Source organism: Pedobacter sp. P26 (assembly GCF_050632135.1).
Classification (GTDB): Bacteria; Bacteroidota; Bacteroidia; order Sphingobacteriales; family Sphingobacteriaceae; genus Pedobacter.
This window is the reverse complement of record NZ_CP192574.1, coordinates 1,696,262-1,715,392: the sequence shown is the minus strand read 5'-3', so window position 1 is coordinate 1,715,392 and position 19,131 is coordinate 1,696,262. Positions and strand designations below refer to the sequence as shown.

Below are 19,131 nucleotides of genomic sequence, written 5' to 3'. Positions count from 1 at the left end.
ACTATGGATTAAATACCGATGTTAAGCCCCAAGTTGTACTGTCTTTGAATGGGATAAGTAAAGGCATTACCACCAAGTTCAGTGTCCCACAATTTGAAATTTGTAATATTGAACAAATTGTTCCCACTGACATATATGCGGCATTTTGACAAATGTATTTTTTCGAGCAACTTGCGTGGTAGTGTATAACCGAATTCGGCCATTTTCATTCTTAAAAAGCTACCATCCCTAAGCCACCATGTGCTCGGTTGCATATTGTTCTGCACCTGAGCGGCACTGGTACCCATTCGTGGATAGAGTGCGTATAGGTTTTGATTTTCTGCGGACCAGTGATCCTCTGCAAATGCTTGCAATAGCGATGTCTGACCAACTACACCGCCTGAGGATGGAACAATAAATGGGCTAACATCCCTTGGGCTGATGTAAAAAGATACCCTTGTTTGCCCTTGAAAACGCGCATTCACATCAAATGCCTTATACCGCACACTAAAGCCAAAACCGTAAGAAACTTGGGGCGTGGTAGGATATCCTATTGGTGCTTGATCTGCTACAGTAATACGTCCATCATTATTTAGATCCCTATACTTTATATCCCCTCCTCTCACTATACCGCCAAAGACTTGGGCTGGGGAGGCAGCAACCTCATTATCATCCACAAAAAGCCGTTCTGCGATGTAGCCACGAGGTTGACCCAGTATTGCACCATTTACATAACGGTAATATTCTGCGTAATTGGGTTCTTCAAACTGGGTATAATTGCCTTTTGAGAAGGTAAAGTTTGAAAGAAACTGTATGGTTAAATTGTTGTTTACCGACTGTGTGTAATTTGCAGTTAAGTCCAGTCCATGTGATTTGGCAGTCCCCAAATTTGCTGATACCGCGGCTTCCAGCCCGGTAGACTGGGGTACTAGCCTTTGCAAAAGAATATTTTTTGTATTTTTTTGCCAATATTCAGCAATAACATCTAGTTTTTTAAAAAATGTAGTTTCAATGGCATAATTCTGGATCACACTTCTTTCCCAAGTAATTTCGGGATTTGGATAGTTTCTGATCGTTACACCAGGCCTTGTATAGATATTATTTGTACCAAAAACTGCTCCGGCCCCCGAAGGTTGGAGATTTACGTCTGAAAGATAAAAGAACCGTTGTGCACCTATATTATCATTTCCGGTAGCTCCTACGCTTGCCCTTAATTTAAAAGAAGTTAAAATATTAGCCAATGCACCTTTCCAGAATCCTTCTCGGGATACGATCCAGGAAGCTCCAATGGTTGGAAAAAAACCAAACCGGTTTTTTTCCTCAAACCTTTCAGAACCATTGTATCCAAATCCAGGCTCAACGATATAACGGTCTTTAAACATATATGTTAATCTTCCCGCAAAGTTGAGGTTACGATAAGGCAGGGCGTATGGCAAGCTAGGTTGACCATTTGCAGGATCAACTCCATTCGCATTGAGCGTTTGTTGGCGTATTCCCACCAATTGGGCATCTATCTTATGATCACCAAAACGCTGGCTGTAATTCAAGCTTCCTTGAAAGTGCATCCTTGCAGTAGCATCCTTTCTCCCTGGAGAATAAATCAGATATTCTGTAGCCTGTCCAGGTTGATTATTGATCCATGTAAGTGTATAACTGTTATTAACCCTGTCATAGCCACCTGGCAATGTAACAGTATAATAAAATGGCTGATAGGCCATCTGATAATCAAAGTAAGAATAGCGGTTCGTATTAAAAAAACCATTAAAACTTAAACCGGGAACTATGAAATCCAACTTTTGATCTAACCTCACTGTAGCCTGCATGGTTGAAGTTGAAAAAGTTTTATAGCCCCTTAGCATCTGCGCATATGGATTATAATACTGTAAACCTGCATTGGTACCTGTCGCTCCTGCTGCACTTCCGTTCCCGAAAAGGATATGCTGGCTGAGTTGATTGGCCTGATCTGCCTCGTAAAAAGGAGCAAATAAAACTGGGCTTGTGTGGGTAGCTTGCGCGTATAGATCTGTAGCAAATGAGGCATTATTGGTTATAGGTCCACTATAGTCATTAAAAATACCCCAAAGATCTACCGAAAAAACAGTTGATTTTGTGAGGTTGATGTCTATATTACCCCTTAATTGATAAGTCTTGAAACTTACATTATTATTAAAATCGTTCTGAGGACTTTGTTTTAAAGCCCCATTGTCAGTTGAGTAAGATCCAGATACGAAATAATTGGCTACGTTTCCCCCACCGTTGATACTGGCAGTAGTCTTCAAATTATTGGTTCTTTTTTTAAACATCAGATCCATCCAATCTACTGCTGGATATACAAAACGATTGCTTCCTGGTGCATTATTGATGGTTTGTTGGGTATTATAGATTTTATCGGCACTAAAAAAGTCACCAGAATAGGTTTCCGGACGAGACCGTTCGGCCGCATTATACATATTCATGTAGGTCATCGGATCACTTAATCCAATCATTTTAGTAGGCTCAGAGATGACATTATCGACACGCAGATCAATTCTAGGTCTACCCGATTTACCCCTTTTCGTAGTAACTAAAATTACTCCGTTAGCACCTCTTGCACCATATAAGGCTGTTGAACTGGCGTCCTTAAGGATTGAAAAGCTTGCAATATCATCTACCTGCAAACGGGCCAGATCATCTTTAGTGAGCTCAATGTTATCGATAAGAATAATGGGTTCCTGCCGGTAACCAAAGGAAGTAACCCCTCTCACAAAAAAATTAGAATTATCTAATCCGGGCTGGCCACTGGTTTGAAATCCGATAACCCCAGCCACCTGGCCAACGATGGCATTGGTAAGATTACTGGCAGGTGAGACCAATTTTCCGGGGTCAATAGTTACCACCGAACCGACCACAGCCTCTTTTAACTGTTTCTTTCCAAAAGCCGTAACAACAACTTGCTCCAGATCGGATTTATTGTCAGCTAATTTAATCCGTAATACTTTTGTTTCACTGGTAGTGGTAACGCTCTGGGAAACAAAGCCTACCATACTGAAGTTTATCACCGTACCCGGTATTACATCCAGCACAAATTTACCGTTCAGATCGGTTGTCGTTGTCATGTTTGTTTTACCCCTTGCAGCTACAGTTACCCCATTTAAATTTGCATTTGTGGTGTCTACCACATTCCCTGTGACAGTAATTTTTGACGTCTGCGAAAAAGCGTTCCCACTTAACAGCACACAACAGAGAAGAAGAAAGTTGGTTAAACTTCTTAGGTTTAGTTTTTTAATAAGCATAATTAGAATTCCGGTTTATTTGATTAGAATTACTAATTTAACACTATGACAATCATTAAAAAATGGATTTTGACAGGTTTTACATGGACTTTAAAACTGAAAATTTTGCATATGCATATAAATTACTTTCCAGTACATATATTGTTTAAAGCAAAACTTATTTATAGGATTAACCCATGCTGCCATACCAACTCTCTAGCTGTAACCTGAATTGCTTAAAAAAAATGGCGATTATTATCAGAACAACCTGGACTGGCATAAATCTCAATTATATACAACTAAATATCTGAAATTCAGTGTATATAATCGGGAAGTACCGATCGGGTTAAATTGACGAACAACTCGAATAAATGTTTTGAAGCCTATCTCTATTATCACCAGCAGAACTCCAGCAAGCTGGACTCAATCCGAAAGAGCGTGCTTAATGGGATATTAAGAATTATGAGATTGGAGGAGGTGGTCATTCCATAGCCAGGCCGCTCCTTTACCAAAAGAAGCCCGGTATTGGATTAAAGAACAACAAGCAGATTCCTACCGGTAACTCAAGCTGCAGCTTTATCAGATTACAGCGCTGAATATAGAACAGAAAAGAGTCGAAGCATTGAAGGCATTGGTTAAGCAAGCCAGCGGGGTACTGGTCAACAACTTTTTGTTATATCTCCTATCAAATAGGTCATATGGCGGTTCCTTAGATATGACATCAGGGGATATTTTCTTGATAATTCCATTGGATTGCAGTTTCCACAATATTTATGGGTAATGCAAACTAACGTAATATTGTAAATATTGGTTACCGTATTAACTTTGATCATTGGCCAGATCAAATTTAAAAACTTTGATCTGAGTATTATTTCTGAGATCCTAAAGAATTTATCTTAATATTAAAACAAAAGACATCATGTCGGTAAATGGCAGAGGTATGACCTTTAATCCTGCAAATCCACTGCCTAGATAATTATCTAGGTTGGATTACTAGACGATCCTTTATCTATGGGTGCTCACTCCGATTTTTTACCACACTTTCTAAATGTTGTCAATTATTAAAAATCGGCTCAGGTAATTTTAAGGTTTAATTATTTGATAATGGATAAAAACAAAGATTCGAACCACAACCACATTAAGAGCAGGCAACTAGAAAACTCTGACCAAAATCATCTTGATCCAATAGAAACAGATGAAATAGCGATACTTAGAAGGCTATTAAATAAGATTTGGGGTGTAACAGAAATGCTTCAGAACGACATTCATTATATAAAACGGATATATACGAAACCAGTTGTGCCTAAAAAACCGAGGATAGACCGGGAGGAAAGAAAAACCCTTATCAAACACAAGCTTTTGACCAGAAACAAAAAGACGGGTTAAAACTCTGCCTTACCATCGATTACTATGAGCTGCTTGTCAAGCTTTGATTTAACATAATCCTGGGTCTGCGATATTGATGAGTGCCTTGCCATCTTTGAAAGCTTTTCAATTCCCACTGTCTCCAGGCTTTCATAGTTGCCCGTGTGCTTTAAAGCATAAAGCTTTAAGTTCTTTGAAAGTTGAAAATCCTCCCTGAACTTCCACCACCGGTTGCTCAGGAACTGCTTGTTTCTCTGTGTTGCGCCTGGCTTATAATGGCCGCCAAATAGGAAATTGGATTTATCGTCAAAACTGCCAATATATTCCGCTAAAAGATCAAGCATGTCCTTTCTTAACTGAAACTTTGCCATTAATCCATTTTTTGTACCATTGACCATGCGCCCCCGTTCGATAACCGTTTCAGGGATGGTCAGTTCACCCTTTTCCCAGTTGATCCAACCGAGCTGGATCCTTAACTGTTCGGCCTCACGGATGTTATATTCGAAGAGAAATTTACAGGCTATCAGCAGATCCCGGTAATTAGGTGCACCTATCAACAATGCTTTCACCGTCTGGATTTCCTCTGGTTCAAATATCTCAAAGCGGGTCTTCAGTTTTTTTGTTTTGTACTTGTAAGCTACAGAACATGGATTGTAATTAATTACCCTTTCATGGTAAAGAAATTTATAAAAAAGTCAACCGGTAGATATATGAATTATAGGTAACAGGCGATAAACCCCGCTTCCTTTCCATGGTGCGCATAAAGAAATTGATATCGTTAACTGTAAAATGGGAAGGTTTCTGTAAGAACACATTATTTTTCTTAAGGAACTCTGAGTAGAAGTTGAATAAAAATGTAGTGGTGTTGAGTTCTTCCTGTGAGATTGTACCGTTTTCGAAGTCAAGGGTACGGAGTTTTAGCCACGCCCTGATACACTCTCCCATTTTACTCTGACCGGTGAGCTTGATATAGTCGGGATAGGTATCGGATATCGGGTTCCAACCCGCGGTCAAAAGTTCGATCAGAGCATCAATTAGGAGGCTGGCCTGCTCGGTATACATTTTTTTTGACGCATATCTGTCAATCCCCGTACTTTTTTTTATGTTTTTGTTTTTTCCCGTTTCTGGGTTCAAAAACGGAAAATGTACCTCTATCTTGTTGTTAGCATCGATTTTCTTTGGAACATAGAGTTTGAACTCAATATCGTTCCATCTTTTCAAAACCTTGGTTGATTTCATTTAAACGCACTTTTATTTTTCCCCTTAAATTTCCCCTAAATTACAAAATAAGCCTTTAAATACAAAAACAAGCGGTATTTTTTAAAAATCATACAATAAACTGTTTAAACCTATTTTTTATCCTACGGGCACAAAAAGTGCTTAAATTTTGATTTTAGGCACATTTAACTAAATTTGGATTATACCAAAACCAAGTTTATGTATCAATTAACAGTACCTGCAGATCGCGTTAACGAATCGTTAAGTAAGCACATTTTGGCCGATGGTTTCGACCTCACCTACGATATGGAAAAAAGTCGTGGCGCATACATTTACGATTCGAAATACAATAGAACTTTACTCGATTTTTTCACTTGTTTTGCCTCTGTTCCTTTAGGTTATAACCACCCTAAAATGATTAATGATGAAGCGTTTAAAAAGAATCTTCTCCTCGCTGCATTAGCCAATCCATCTAACTCAGATGTTTACACCCAGCAGTATGCACAGTTTGTTGAAACATTTTCTAAAGTTGGTATTCCAGATTACCTGCCACATGTTTTTTTATTGCTGGTGGTGGCCTAGCAGTAGAAAATGCAATTAAGGTAGCGATGGACTGGAAAGTTCAGAAAAATTTTGCAAAAGGATACGCTGAAGAAAAAGGCTTTAATGTTTTACACTTCGAAAGGGCTTTTCATGGCAGAACGGGTTATACTTTAAGCTTAACCAATACCCTGCCAGATAAAACAAAATGGTTTGCCAAATTCGACTGGCCAAGGGTAGCTGTTCCGGAAGTTAAATTTCCACTTTCAGGAAATAATTTAAGTCATGCCATTGAAACTGAAGAAGCTTCGCTTGCACAGATCAAAAAAGCCTTTACAGATAATAAAGATGATATCTGTGCGATAATTGTAGAACCAATCCAATCTGAAGGTGGAGATAATCACCTGCGGGAAGAGTTTTTAATCCAACTTAAAACACTGGCAGATGAAAATGAAGCTTTTTTAATTTATGATGAAGTACAAACTGGCGTAGGTTTAACCGGTAAATTCTGGTGTCACCAGCACTTTAGTGAAAAGGCCCGACCAGATATTATTGCTTTTGGTAAAAAAATGCAGGTTTGCGGTATTCTTGTGGGTAACAAGGTAGACGAAATCGAAACCAATGTATTTAAAGTACCAAGCCGTATTAACTCAACATGGGGAGGTAATCTGGTGGACATGGTGCGCGCTACACAGATTTTACAAATTGTAGAAGAAGATCAGCTTTGTGAGAATGCTACAAAAGTAGGTTTGTATTTAAAAGATCAACTCGAAAATCTGTCTCACAGGTTTGATCAAATGACCAATGTGCGCGGAAGAGGTTTGTTATGTTCTTTTGATTTCCCAACAAAAGAAATGCGCAATAAGTTTATTGGCAAAGGATTAGAAAATAACGTAATGTTTCTGGGTTGCGGCGAGAAAACCATACGTTTTCGTCCGGCACTTTGTATCGAGCAAAAGCATATTGACGAAGGATTGACGGTTATGGAAAAAATATTGCCTTTATTGTAGGCATGAACAGAAAATCATTGGTTTATATCATCCCGATAGGCGTTTTAATATTGATATTCTTCATGGTCAGGGATGTTTTTGACCAACCGGGAATTGAAGATACGAAAGCTGGCTTCAAGGAAATCCTAAAATATAGAAATGCCAACAATACTGGTCCTGTACAAAGGATTTATGTGGTAACGGTTAAAGATTCAGTATGGAAAGAAATGGAAGATTATGGTAATTTAATGCCCCATACCAAATATGGAAATACAAAAGTTTACTTCTTTATGGAAAACGCTAATATCCCGAAAACATTAGAACCAGGGGAAGTAAACTTCGATCCTCAATTTAATAAATCCTGTATTGCGCTATACGAAAAAAGCGCAATGAGTCAGGTCGCATTTAATAGGCATCCGTTTTAAACGCAGATTTTTTTGTATAATTACGCATGAATCGTGATTACAGTTCGATAAGTTCATCAGCAAAATCGCTATTGCTGGCCAAAAGCTTAACGGACATTCCCTTTGTAGCTGATGCTGTTAAGTTAATTTACGGTAATGAAGCTCATGAAAAATTAAATCATAAAGATTTTGATGAGGTATTTTTAAAACGGTTGGTGCATTTTGAGAGTAGATATTTATCTCTGGATAGCTTACTTTTTGCATCAGGTTGTTTAAATATTCTGGAAATTTCTTCTGGTTACTCTTTCAGGGGCTTGGATCTGGTTTTAAGGCATCCAACTATTTATTATTTGGATACCGATTTACAAGGGGTAATCGATATCAAAAAAGATTTGGTTGACCGGCTGATTGTTGATGAGAAATTACAACTAAAGGGCAAACTCAAAACCGAAGCTTTAAATGTTTTGGATGGGGATGCTTTTTCAAATGTTATAAATCAAATGCCTCTCGGCCCGATTAGTATTATAAATGAAGGTTTATTGATGTATTTAAATACTGAAGAAAAGGTATCATTATGTAAAACCATCCATAAATCATTAAAACAAAGAGGTGGTTATTGGATCACTGCTGACATATATGTTAAACGACCAGCGCTTAAAAATGAAACCAATGATCATTTTTCTCAGTTTCTGGAAGCACATCATGTAGAAGATAATAAGTTTGACAGCTTTGAACAGGCTGAACACTTTTTTCTCGAACAAGGGTTCAAATTGATAACTAAAGCAACTTCAGTTTGGCATCAACTTTCCTCACTAAAATATATTGATATGGAGTTATTAAAAAAAATGAAAGAGCAGGCGAATAGAGTTGGGAGAATCCGGGAAACCTGGGTATTAAAAGCGATTTAATTAAACAGAATGAAATACTCAGCATTCTAATATTTAAAATTCCAGGAGTAGTTTGCCAACTGCGTTAATCCTTATGATTTGGAAATGAAGGGTTTTGTGCATTTGGCATTTTCAGCCCCGCTTTCCCTCCTGCCAATTTGATCCCGATGTAAAATCGGGAGGCATCCGTTCCAATCGGGTTTATGAACAATGTTTTGTGCCTTGAAAAAACCGCTGTTCAATAAACCTGACAGCAGCGAAAATCCTTTTTGCCAGCAGAAACCTTAATATACTGTCATGCTGAGGCACGAAGCATCTGCAAGCTATAACACAGAGGTTCCTCATCACTTCAAAACCCGCAAAAAGATTGCAGCGAATGGCAGGGCTACAGCACCTATGAAACATTGACTTTCGTTTTCAAACCCTAAAATCCTGGCATTTACTATACTAAATCAGTCTTCGACTACGCTAAGGCTGATAAGCAACTAATTGTCTCAGCTCAAAACTAACGAAGTTTCCAACCTGCTCTTACCCTTTCAAACCTCGTGAGTTCCTGCCCCCTAAACAAAAGCAGAAAAACCAGTAATGGCCCTACCTACAATTAGTGTATTAATTTCTTTTGTACCCTCATACGAATAAATCGCCTCAGCATCTGCTACGAAACGCGCTACATTATATTCGAGTAAAATACCGTTTCCGCCCATCACTTCCCTTGCTTTGCTTACTACATCACGCGTTCTTAATGAACAGAATACCTTGGCTAAAGAAGCATGCTCATCTTTCAACAAACCCTGATCCTGTAATTGCGACAAGCGAAAACACAGCGTTTGCATGGCCGTTAAATTCGACAACATCTCCACCAGGTGATTTTGAATCAATTGAAAAGAAGCTATAGGTTTACCAAACTGTTTTCTGGTTTGGGTATATTCCAAGGCATTTTCATAGGCTCCGCGAGCACAGCCTACCGCCTGCCAGGCCACACCCGCTCTTGTCATTTGCAGTACCTTAGCCGTATCTTTAAAAGAGTTTGCATTTTGCAGGCGATCAGCTTCTTCAACTTCGCAATTGGTTAAAGTAATAATGCCATTCTGCACAATCCGTAAAGCCATTTTATCCTGCATTTTCTCTACAGCAAAACCAAGATTATCTTTTTTCACGATAAAGCCTTTTACGTCTCCACTTCCCTCATCACGTGCCCAAATAATTAAGATATCGGCAAAGGTGGCATTACCTATCCATTTTTTCTGGCCATTTAATACCCATTTGCCATTTATTTTTTTGCAGGTTGTGGTTAGTCCCCCGGCTGCAGCCGACCCCACTTCAGGTTCCGTTAAACCAAATGCACCGATAATTTTAAATTGCTGCATCAGTGGTAGCCACTGTTGTTTCTGTTCCTCCGATCCACATAAATAGATCGATCCCATGGCCAGGCCGCTTTGTACACCAAAAAAAGTAGAAATTGAGGTATCAATCCTAGCCATTTCCATTGCTAAAATACCTTCCATTAAATTCGATTTCCCCGGACAGCCATAACCTTTATAGGTTAAACCACAAATATTGAGTTCGGCAAGTTTTGGGATAATTTCGAATGGGAATTCAGCTTTGTTCCAGTAATGGTTAACAATGGGTTTCACTTCTTTTTCTAAAAAAGCACGTACTTTTAACTGGAGTTCGCGATCCTCATCTTTGAGCGCTTCGTCGCCCAAATGGTAAAAATCACCTTCAATGGGGGTAATTCTTTCTTTTTATCCGATCCACCCATCATTTTCATCATCCCCTGGATTTGTTTATCATCCAGGCTTGATATGGTTTCGACCATTTTAGGTAAATCGACTTTTTTCGATAAAGCCTCTAACTTATCGAAATCTACATGTTTAAAAAGATGGTAAGCGTTTTTGAGAGATGAGAATATATTCGCCATTATTATTCGTTTTCAGAATAACAAATGAAGGACGGTTTTGTTGGACTTTCAAAGTAACCGCAAAGGCCGCTAAGTTTTTCGCTAAGGAAAAGGAAGAGAAATCTTAGTAAGACAAATCTCCACAGCTTTGCGCACTTTGCGTAACACTTCTTTTCTTTGCGGTAAAAAAACTACCTCAAATCAAACAAACTATCTACGCCCAACAATTTCCGCGAAGTAAAGCCTTCACCAAAAGTGGCGCCAATGCTTTTACCAAATTCTCTTGAACGGCCAATCACACTTTCGAAAAATTCAGGTGATGAAATATAAGTTTGCAATCCATCTACATCAGGATTATAAAACTGTGTTTTAAAAGCCTTAATCGAGTCAATTTTCTTATCCATCTGATCAGAAATATCTACAATAATATCAGGCTTCAAGTATCTGTCCTGGATATATTGCAACAACAACCTCGGACGGTGGGCCTCTTGCTTAACACCATCTATCAACGTTTCGATTTTTGGTAAACCTGATAAAAAAACCGAATCGTAAACCAGGTCGCCTGCCCTTCCGTGATCAGGGTGCCGGTCTTCCAAAGCATTGCTTAAAATAATTTCGGGTTGATATTTTCTGATGACTTTAATTACTTCTAAACGGTGAAATTCATCGTTCTGAAAAAAGCCATCCCTCATTCTTAAATTTTCGCGAACATGTAAACCCAAAATTCTCGCAGAATCTGCGGCCTCTTCATCTCTAGTTTCTGCTGTACCACGTGTACCGAGTTCGCCTCTTGTTAAATCTACAATTCCAACTTTTTTACCAAGGGCAATGTGTTTTAAAATAGTACCGGAACAGCAAAGCTCTGCATCATCAGGATGCACGGCTATAACTAAAATATCTAACTTCATGATTTAAATTATTGGGTATTTTGGCTCAGCAGTTGCTGAATTTTCTTTTTAATTTTCGAACTCAATGGCTTGGTGAAGGGCAAGAAATAATCTTCCAGTTCGCCATTTTTGTTCAGGAGGTATTTATGAAAGTTCCAACGGGGTTTCGAACTTAATTTGGTGTTTTGCTTTTTATCGCTCAGGAACTGATAAAGTGGGTGAGCATGTTCGCCACGAACCATAATCTTTTCAAAAACAGGGAATTTTACGCCATGGTTGATCTCGCAAAAAGATACGATATCGGATCCATTTAAAGGTTCCTGCTTCCCAAAATCATTTGTGGGAAAGCCCAGAATTTCAAAATCAGGGCTATTAATCTCGTCTTTAAGTTGCTGTAATTCTTTTAACTGTGGCGTAAAACCACATTCTGATGCAGTATTTACAATTAAAACAACTTTGTTGCGGTAGGCTGATAATGGTTGTTCTTCGCCATTAATTTTTTTAACCTTAAATGAATAAATATTCGGAATGCGTTCCTGCATTATATGTTATTGATAAAATCCTGAGGTACGGATAATAGATTCTATATCCCTATCCTCATTCGGATCGTAAGTGCTTTTTAAATTATGTCCTACCACGCGGGCAACAATCTGATAAGAAAATGCAGCGAAACCGCCTTTGGTTTGCTTTACAATATCGTATGTTGTTCTGCCCACTTCACGGTCGATCAGTTTCGTTAAAATCTGACCCTGAGTAATCGTTAGTTCCTTTATTTCGCGGTTAAACATGTCTTTAATTTCTTTATCACATTGTTTAACCAGTTGTTTTTGTTCTTTTTTCTCAGGACTTCTGGCCAAATCCTGCTCCAATTGCTCATAACGCCGTTTTGCAAAAAGTGCATAAGGCATTACTTTTAATACGTTATACCTTAAACGGTTGTAGGCAGCCTGTTCTGCCGGCGATTTCCAGATTCTTGCTGCGTAAATGTTAACCTCATTAAGTTGCATCCAGGGAATCATCACACCATTATCATTTGTTGAGGCTACTCTAATCGTATCACTTTTACCCTTTTTTGGAAATACAGGTGCAGAAGGATCCTGGGCCCGTAGCGAAATGCTGCAAATCATTACAATAGAAAGAAAAAAGAGCCCTTTAAATTTCATAAATTTATACTTTTACAAAGTTAGGTGTTATTTCATATATTAGTTGTTTCACAAAACTAATATAAGTTTTATTCATAAATAAGACGCAAATTTTTACGCAAAAAATACAAATGAAAACAGAGTTAGTGATTGATTTAGAGGCGGAAAAGCAAGAGATTCTAAAAAGATATAGGGCATTACTACGGGCAAGCAAATCTACTTTACAAAAGGGCGATAAAAAAGAAATCAGAAAAGCTTTTGATATGGCACTGGAAAGCCATAAAGATATGCGCCGTAAATCTGGCGAACCTTACATATACCATCCTATCGCTGTCGCTCAGATCGCTGCCGAAGAAATTGGATTAGGAACAACCTCTATAGTATGTGCCTTGCTACACGATGTGGTAGAAGATACCGACATCACTTTAGAAGACATTGAACGTGAGTTTGGTAAGAAAACTGCTAAAATTATCGATGGTTTGACCAAAATATCTGGCGTTTTCGATACCAATAGCTCTTTACAGGCTGAGAATTTCCGCAAAATGCTACTCACTTTGGCTGATGATGTTCGGGTAATCCTGATCAAACTTGCCGATCGTTTGCACAACATGCGTACAATGGATTTTATGCCCCGCCACAAGCAGCTTAAAATCGCTTCAGAAACCATTTATTTATACGCTCCTCTAGCCCATAGATTAGGTTTATATGCCATAAAATCAGAATTGGAAGATCTTTCAATGAAATATCTTGATCCTGATACTTATAAATTCATCGCTAAAAAATTAAACGAGAAAAAAGCAGAGCGTGCACTTTTCATCAAAAAATTCGTTGAACCGATTGATGAGATTGTTCATGAGCAAGGTTTAGTAGCCGATGTTTACGGCAGGCCCAAATCAATCCACTCCATCTGGAACAAGATGAAAAAGAAAAATATCCCTTTTGAAGAAGTGTATGATCTTTTTGCCATCCGGATTATTTTGGATTCGGCCCCCGAAAATGAAAAGGCCGATTGCTGGAAAGCGTACTCTATTGTAACGGATTTATACCGCCCAAATCCAGATCGGTTACGCGATTGGGTTTCCTCACCAAAAGGAAATGGTTACGAAAGTTTACACACAACGGTAATGGGTCCACGCGGACAATGGGTTGAAGTACAGATCCGTACACAACGCATGAATGAAATTGCAGAAAAAGGTTTTGCTGCACACTGGAAATATAAAGAATCAAGTAACGATAACGGTCTGGATCAATGGATCCAGAAAGTGCGCGAAATGTTAAGCAATCCTGAAGCCAATGCTTTAGATTTCCTTGACGATTTCAAAATGAACCTTTTCTCGGATGAGATTTTTATTTTCACGCCAAAAGGCGCTTTAATACAATTGCCTTTGGGCGCTACCGCATTGGATTTTGCTTTCGAAATCCATACCGATGTGGGCGCTACCTGTATCGGTGCTAAAGTTAACCATAAGCTGGTTCCGATTTCATATAAACTGCAAAATGGCGATCAGGTAGAGATTATTACCTCAAGCAAGCAAACCCCAAAAGAAGATTGGTTAAACGTGGTGGTTACTGCTAAAGCCAAATCTAAAATTAAGTCATCGCTAAAAGAAGAAAAGCGAAAAATTGCCGAAAATGGCAAGGAAATCCTGGAAAGAAAGCTAAAGTCATTAAAAATTACTTACAATACCGATAACATTCAAAAGCTAAGTTATTTCTTTAAGCTGCCTTCTACACAAGAGCTTTTTGTAAATGTAGCCCTCGGGAAAATAGAGCTGAAAGATATCAAAGAATATCTGTCAAGCGAAAAGGAAGTCGAAAACCGTGGACCGGAACGCCCTGAAAATCTTTCTGTAGATGGAATCAAGAGTAAAATTAAAGGTGGAGAATCTGATATTTTACTCATTGGTGAAGATATGCAGCGCATTGATTATACCTTGGCAGCCTGTTGTAACCCAATTCCTGGCGATGATGTTTTTGGTTTCATCACCGTGAGTGAAGGTATAAAAATTCACCGCACCAATTGCCCAAATGCAGCACAGCTAATGGCCAATTATGGTTATCGTGTGGTAAAGGCTAAATGGAACAAACAGCAGGAATTAACTTTCTTAACCGGCTTACGCATTGTAGGTATTGATGATGTCGGTTTGATTAACAATATTACCAGGGTTATTTCTACCGACTTTAAAGTAAATATGCGTTCGATTACTGTTGATACTAATGAGGGGATTTTTGATGGTTCTATTATGATTTTTGTAAATGATACTGAACACCTCGAAAATCTGATCAAGAATTTGTTAAAAGTTAGAGGGGTTACAGGCGTTACAAGATTTGATGCTTAATTAGTTGGAAAGTTAAAGGTCCGAGGTCATAATTTCGAAATCTAAGTCGCAAGCTATTTGTGATTTAAACTTCCGACTTCCAACCTCTGCCTTCCCGACTTTGACAACATTTCAACAATCAAACACTACAACAATCAAACTATTTACCTACCTTTGAGTGGAGTTTAAAAACTATGTCTGAACAAAAAACAAATGAGCTCGTTCGCAAGATTTTTGAGGCTTATTTAGAAAACAAAAATCTACGTAAAACACCAGAGCGTTTCGCTATATTGGAAGAAATATATTCAAGAAACGATCACTTTGATGTAGAAACCCTTTATATCCACATGAAAAACCAAAAGTACCGCGTAAGTCGTGCTACGGTTTATAATACATTGGAGTTACTGGTTTCATGTGATTTAGTTACCAAGCACCAGTTTGGTAAAAACATGGCACAATTCGAAAAATCTTATGGTTACCGCCAGCACGATCACGTGATCTGTATCGAATGCGGTAAAGTAGTAGAGTTCTGCGATCCACGTATCCACCAGATCCAAACCATGGTTGGCGATCTATTAAAATTTGATGTTAAACACCATTCGTTGAATCTTTATGGTTTCTGCTCTGACTGCAGTATGGCCAGAAAAGTAAATGAAAATGCGGCTACAGCTGCAAAAATTGAAGCAAATTGAAGCAAATTAAATCAAAATTCAAATAAAACCAGCTTAATTTATTAATAATGACGCAAGTAGATGTACTTCTCGGCCTGCAATGGGGCGATGAAGGAAAGGGAAAAATCGTTGATGTACTAAGTCCAAAATATGATCTTATTGCCCGTTTTCAGGGTGGCCCAAATGCCGGACATACTTTAGAGTTCGATGGCAAAAAATTCGTTTTAAATACTATTCCTTCAGGAATTTTTAACGAAAAAACCATGAACCTGATCGGTAATGGCGTAGTAATCGATCCAATTATCCTAAAAAGAGAGTTAGATAATTTAAAAAAAGCTGGTCATGATCCTGTTGCTGATGGCAAATTGGTGATTGCCCGTAAAGCACACTTAATTTTACCAACCCACCAATTATTGGATGCTGCTAACGAAGCACGTATGGGTAAAAACAAAATTGGATCAACTTTAAAAGGTATCGGTCCAACTTATATGGATAAAACCGGCCGTAACGGTTTACGCGTTGGTGATACGACCCTACCTGATTTCAAAGAGCGTTATGCAAAACTGGTAGAAAAACATACGGAGATCCTTTCTCACTACGAAGGTTTTGAATACGAACTTGCTGAAAAAGAAGCATCATTCTTTGAGGCAATAGAATTCTTAAAAACCATTCCTCATGTAGATAGCGAACATTATGTTAACGGTTTCCTAAAAGAAGGAAAAGCGGTTCTAGCTGAAGGTGCGCAAGGAACTTTATTGGATGTAGATTTTGGTTCATACCCTTTTGTAACTTCTAGTAACACCACAACAGCAGGTGCCTGTACCGGTTTAGGTATTGCTCCAAACAAAGTTGGAGCTGTTTATGGTATTTTTAAAGCTTATTGTACACGTGTTGGTGGAGGTCCTTTCCCTACTGAATTAGATAATGAAGTTGGCGAAAATTTACGCGCTTTAGGTCACGAATTTGGTGCAACTACAGGCCGTGCCCGTCGTTGTGGCTGGATCGATCTTCCTGCATTAAAATATGCGATCATGTTAAACGGTGTAACCGAATTAATTATGATGAAAGCTGATGTTTTAGATACTTTCGATACCATTTATGCCTGTACACATTACGAATACAATGGAGAAACGATCGATTACATGCCTTACGATATCATTTCTATTGAACCTAAACCAGTATTGAAAGCAATTGATGGTTGGGCTACTGATGTAACTAAAATTACTTCTGTAGATGAAATCCCGGCTAAATTGACTGACTACATTGCGTTCTTGGAAAAAGAACTGGAAGTGCCAATTAAGTTCCTTTCTGTAGGACCAGATAGAGCACAAACTTTAGCTTTACGTTAGAATCAGCGTCGTCACCCTGCATTTATTTCAGGGTCTGTTAATTTCACAAACACAATATAGATGCTGACCACGAAGTAGCTACAAGGCAATTGAAAATAGTATTTTAACTTGTAAAATAAATCTGATAGCTATCGGATCAGCCGATATAAGAAAGCAATCCATAGCGGATTGCTTTTTTCGTTCAAGAGTTGTCAACTTTTAATAGCAATAGCTAGAAGAAAATTGACAACTCTTTGCCAATTGACATAGTAAATTGATTTCGACAGTTTGTTTTCCTTCATCAATTTAGTTATTTTTGAGTATAAATATCTTATTATGGCAACTATCTTAGAAAGCGAAATGCTAAATTATTTTACCCAGCTAGACGATGCCGAAAAAACTTCTGTAGTAAAAATGCTTAAAGCATTTATAAAAGGGAAAAAAGAAAATTCAAACGTTACCATTGAAGCCTATAATAATGAGCTTTTAGCCGCAGAGCATGAGTTTAAAAACGGCAATTATATTTCTCATGATGAATTATTAAATGAGATTAAAAGTTGGTAACCAAACATCTTGAAATTGTCTGGACTAAGCAAGCCAAAAGCCAATTAAGAGAAATCTATAATTACATTAGCCAAGAATCTGTCCAAAATGCAATAAAGGTTATAAATGATTTAACTCAAGCAGTAGAAAATATAGTTCAGTATCCTGAAAAACATAAAATTGATCAATATAAAAAAGATAACGACGGAACATATCGTGCTTTTGAAAAACATCATTTTAGGATATCTTATCGAAACGAAAATCAGATAATAAGAATATTAAGGGTTAGGCATACCAAAATGAATCCTAAAAAACATTAATTTTACGATACTAACCATAATTCTAAAAGATAAAAATTAATTTCTTACAATTACCATCTCTATTTTTACCTTTGCGGCAGCTTGAAAACCCCGCAAAACATATCCGAATTTAAACAAAAAGCATTACACTGGGCCAATCAGTTCGAGGTATGTTGTTTCTTTGATTCAAATGAATACAAAGATGCTTATTCTGCTTACGATTTCATTATCGCTGCTGATATTCATGCAGAATTAATATGTTCTGCAGGTAATGCCTTCGATCAGCTAAAAAACTTTTATGCTTATCACAAACAATGGATTTTCGGCTATTTTAGCTACGATTTAAAAAACGAAATAGAAGATCTTCAATCTAATAATCCTGACGGTTTAAACTTCCCGGATTTATACTTTTTTGTTCCAAAATACCTGGTTGCTTTTAAGGATGGACGAGCTGAAGTGCTGCTTGGTAAGGAATCAGTTTTAGAAGAAATTGAATTGTTTCAACTGCAAAAAAAAGAAGAATCGGGAACCATACAGATTTCACAAAGATTATCGAAAGATCAATATATCCATAAAGTTGAAGCTTTAAGAAGTCACATTCTGAGGGGAGACATTTATGAAGTCAATTTCTGCCAGGAGTTTTTTTCAGAAAATGCAGAAATAGAACCTGTACAAACTTTCGAGTTGCTAAATAAAATCTCTCCTACCCCATTTGCAGGTTATGTTAAAGTTCACGGTAAATATATTTTATCCGCCACACCAGAAAGATTCCTATGCAAACGTGGCTCAAAACTTACCTCACAGCCCATTAAAGGCACGGCTAAAAGAAGTACAGTTCAGGAAGAAGATGAAGCCATAAAACTGCAGCTTAGAAGCGACATCAAAGAACAGGCTGAAAATGTAATGATAGTTGATTTGGTACGCCACGACCTTACTAAATCAGCCATTAAGGGTTCTGTTACCGTTGATGAATTATTCGGTATCTACAGCTTCCCACAGGTCCATCAGATGATTTCTACCATTAGCTGTGAATTCAATCCAGAGATTCATTTTATCGATGCCATTAAAAATGCGTTTCCAATGGGCTCCATGACAGGTGCACCAAAAGTTAAAGCCATGAAGTTGATTGAAGAATACGAAGTGACCAAAAGGGGTATTTATTCAGGTTCTTTTGGCTGCATCAGTCCTGATGGAGATTTCGATTTCAATGTCGTTATCCGCAGCATTCTGTATAATGCGGAATCAAAATATTTGTCTTTTCAGGTTGGAGGAGCGATTACCTACCAAAGTAATGCCGCTTTAGAATATGAGGAGTGTTTGTTGAAAGCCAGTGCGATTTTGAAGGTATTGGGGAGTTAATTGGTTCAGTGGTCATTAGTTCATTTGTCCTCAGCAATCCATCATCTCAAA

17 protein-coding genes and 1 pseudogene are annotated in these 19,131 nt (G+C 38.0%); 11 read left to right on the top strand and 7 right to left on the bottom strand.

Annotation, left to right across the window (positions count from 1 at the left end; all coding sequences use genetic code 11):
- Positions 1 to 8: 8 nt before the first annotated feature.
- The gene (locus tag ACQ86H_RS07995; RefSeq protein ID WP_431294386.1) at positions 9 to 3,251 is read right to left on the bottom strand and encodes a SusC/RagA family TonB-linked outer membrane protein; all 3,243 of its coding nucleotides are present in this window, start codon (positions 3,249 to 3,251) and stop codon (positions 9 to 11) included.
- Positions 3,252 to 4,334: 1,083 nt separating this feature from the next.
- Here ACQ86H_RS07995 and ACQ86H_RS07990 point away from each other — a divergent pair.
- Positions 4,335 to 4,616 (top strand): hypothetical protein, encoded by a 282-nt coding sequence (locus ACQ86H_RS07990; protein ID WP_431294385.1) that lies wholly within the window; start codon positions 4,335 to 4,337, stop codon positions 4,614 to 4,616.
- Here ACQ86H_RS07990 and ACQ86H_RS07985 read toward each other — a convergent pair.
- Entirely contained in the window at positions 4,613 to 5,164 is a 552-nt protein-coding gene (locus ACQ86H_RS07985; protein ID WP_431294384.1) for a tyrosine-type recombinase/integrase, read from the bottom strand. The genes ACQ86H_RS07990 and ACQ86H_RS07985 overlap by 4 nt on opposite strands.
- A gap of 115 nt (positions 5,165 to 5,279) precedes the next feature.
- Positions 5,280 to 5,834: a hypothetical protein gene (locus ACQ86H_RS07980; protein ID WP_431294383.1), complete on the bottom strand. Its 555-nt coding sequence runs from the start codon at positions 5,832 to 5,834 to the stop codon at positions 5,280 to 5,282.
- Between the two features lie 198 nt (positions 5,835 to 6,032).
- Here ACQ86H_RS07980 and ACQ86H_RS07975 point away from each other — a divergent pair, with 198 nt between their 5' ends.
- Genes ACQ86H_RS07975 through ACQ86H_RS07960 form a run of 4 tightly spaced genes read left to right on the top strand, consistent with a single transcriptional unit; the run spans position 6,033 to position 8,654 of the window.
- The gene (locus ACQ86H_RS07975) at positions 6,033 to 6,395 is read left to right on the top strand and encodes a hypothetical protein (protein ID WP_431294382.1); all 363 of its coding nucleotides are present in this window, start codon (positions 6,033 to 6,035) and stop codon (positions 6,393 to 6,395) included.
- A gap of 26 nt (positions 6,396 to 6,421) precedes the next feature.
- Entirely contained in the window at positions 6,422 to 7,363 is a 942-nt protein-coding gene (locus ACQ86H_RS07970) for an aminotransferase class III-fold pyridoxal phosphate-dependent enzyme (protein WP_431294381.1), read from the top strand.
- Positions 7,364 to 7,365: 2 nt separating this feature from the next.
- Positions 7,366 to 7,767, top strand: a complete 402-nt coding sequence (locus ACQ86H_RS07965) for a hypothetical protein (protein WP_431294380.1) — start codon at positions 7,366 to 7,368, stop codon at positions 7,765 to 7,767.
- 26 nt (positions 7,768 to 7,793) lie between these two features.
- Positions 7,794 to 8,654 carry a hypothetical protein gene (locus ACQ86H_RS07960; protein WP_431294379.1) on the top strand — a complete coding sequence of 287 codons (861 nt, stop codon included), beginning with the start codon at positions 7,794 to 7,796 and terminating at the stop codon, positions 8,652 to 8,654.
- Positions 8,655 to 9,193: 539 nt separating this feature from the next.
- Here ACQ86H_RS07960 and ACQ86H_RS07955 read toward each other — a convergent pair.
- The 4 genes and pseudogenes from ACQ86H_RS07955 to ACQ86H_RS07940 form a co-directional block, all read right to left on the bottom strand.
- A pseudogene (locus ACQ86H_RS07955) lies at positions 9,194 to 10,554 on the bottom strand (acyl-CoA dehydrogenase family protein).
- Positions 10,555 to 10,724: 170 nt separating this feature from the next.
- Positions 10,725 to 11,441 carry a bacillithiol biosynthesis deacetylase BshB1 gene (gene bshB1 / locus ACQ86H_RS07950; protein WP_431294378.1) on the bottom strand — a complete coding sequence of 239 codons (717 nt, stop codon included), beginning with the start codon at positions 11,439 to 11,441 and terminating at the stop codon, positions 10,725 to 10,727.
- Positions 11,442 to 11,449: 8 nt separating this feature from the next.
- Positions 11,450 to 11,962, bottom strand: a complete 513-nt coding sequence (locus tag ACQ86H_RS07945) for a glutathione peroxidase (protein ID WP_431294377.1) — start codon at positions 11,960 to 11,962, stop codon at positions 11,450 to 11,452.
- Between the two features lie 6 nt (positions 11,963 to 11,968).
- Positions 11,969 to 12,583 carry a DUF4294 domain-containing protein gene (locus tag ACQ86H_RS07940; protein ID WP_431294376.1) on the bottom strand — a complete coding sequence of 205 codons (615 nt, stop codon included), beginning with the start codon at positions 12,581 to 12,583 and terminating at the stop codon, positions 11,969 to 11,971.
- A 110-nt stretch (positions 12,584 to 12,693) separates the two neighbouring features.
- On the opposite strand from ACQ86H_RS07940, the gene ACQ86H_RS07935 reads away from it, so the two are divergent.
- The 6 genes from ACQ86H_RS07935 to ACQ86H_RS07910 all read left to right on the top strand — a co-directional run bounded on the left by ACQ86H_RS07935 (position 12,694) and on the right by ACQ86H_RS07910 (position 19,080).
- Positions 12,694 to 14,901, top strand: coding sequence for a RelA/SpoT family protein (locus tag ACQ86H_RS07935; protein ID WP_138817956.1), 2,208 nt, complete (start codon positions 12,694 to 12,696; stop codon positions 14,899 to 14,901).
- Between the two features lie 173 nt (positions 14,902 to 15,074).
- Positions 15,075 to 15,572: a Fur family transcriptional regulator gene (locus tag ACQ86H_RS07930; RefSeq protein ID WP_147229375.1), complete on the top strand. Its 498-nt coding sequence runs from the start codon at positions 15,075 to 15,077 to the stop codon at positions 15,570 to 15,572.
- A 47-nt stretch (positions 15,573 to 15,619) separates the two neighbouring features.
- A complete protein-coding gene (locus tag ACQ86H_RS07925) occupies positions 15,620 to 16,900 on the top strand; it encodes an adenylosuccinate synthase (RefSeq protein ID WP_138817958.1) in 1,281 nt (426 codons plus the stop codon).
- Between the two features lie 315 nt (positions 16,901 to 17,215).
- On the top strand, positions 17,216 to 17,443 hold the full coding sequence (locus ACQ86H_RS07920) for a hypothetical protein (protein WP_138817959.1): 228 nt from the start codon (positions 17,216 to 17,218) through the stop codon (positions 17,441 to 17,443).
- Positions 17,437 to 17,742, top strand: a complete 306-nt coding sequence (locus tag ACQ86H_RS07915) for a type II toxin-antitoxin system RelE/ParE family toxin (protein ID WP_431294375.1) — start codon at positions 17,437 to 17,439, stop codon at positions 17,740 to 17,742. The genes ACQ86H_RS07920 and ACQ86H_RS07915 overlap by 7 nt, the downstream gene beginning before the upstream one ends.
- 81 nt (positions 17,743 to 17,823) lie before the next feature.
- Positions 17,824 to 19,080, top strand: a complete 1,257-nt coding sequence (locus ACQ86H_RS07910) for an anthranilate synthase component I family protein (protein WP_431294374.1) — start codon at positions 17,824 to 17,826, stop codon at positions 19,078 to 19,080.
- The last annotated feature ends 51 nt before the right edge of the window (positions 19,081 to 19,131 follow it).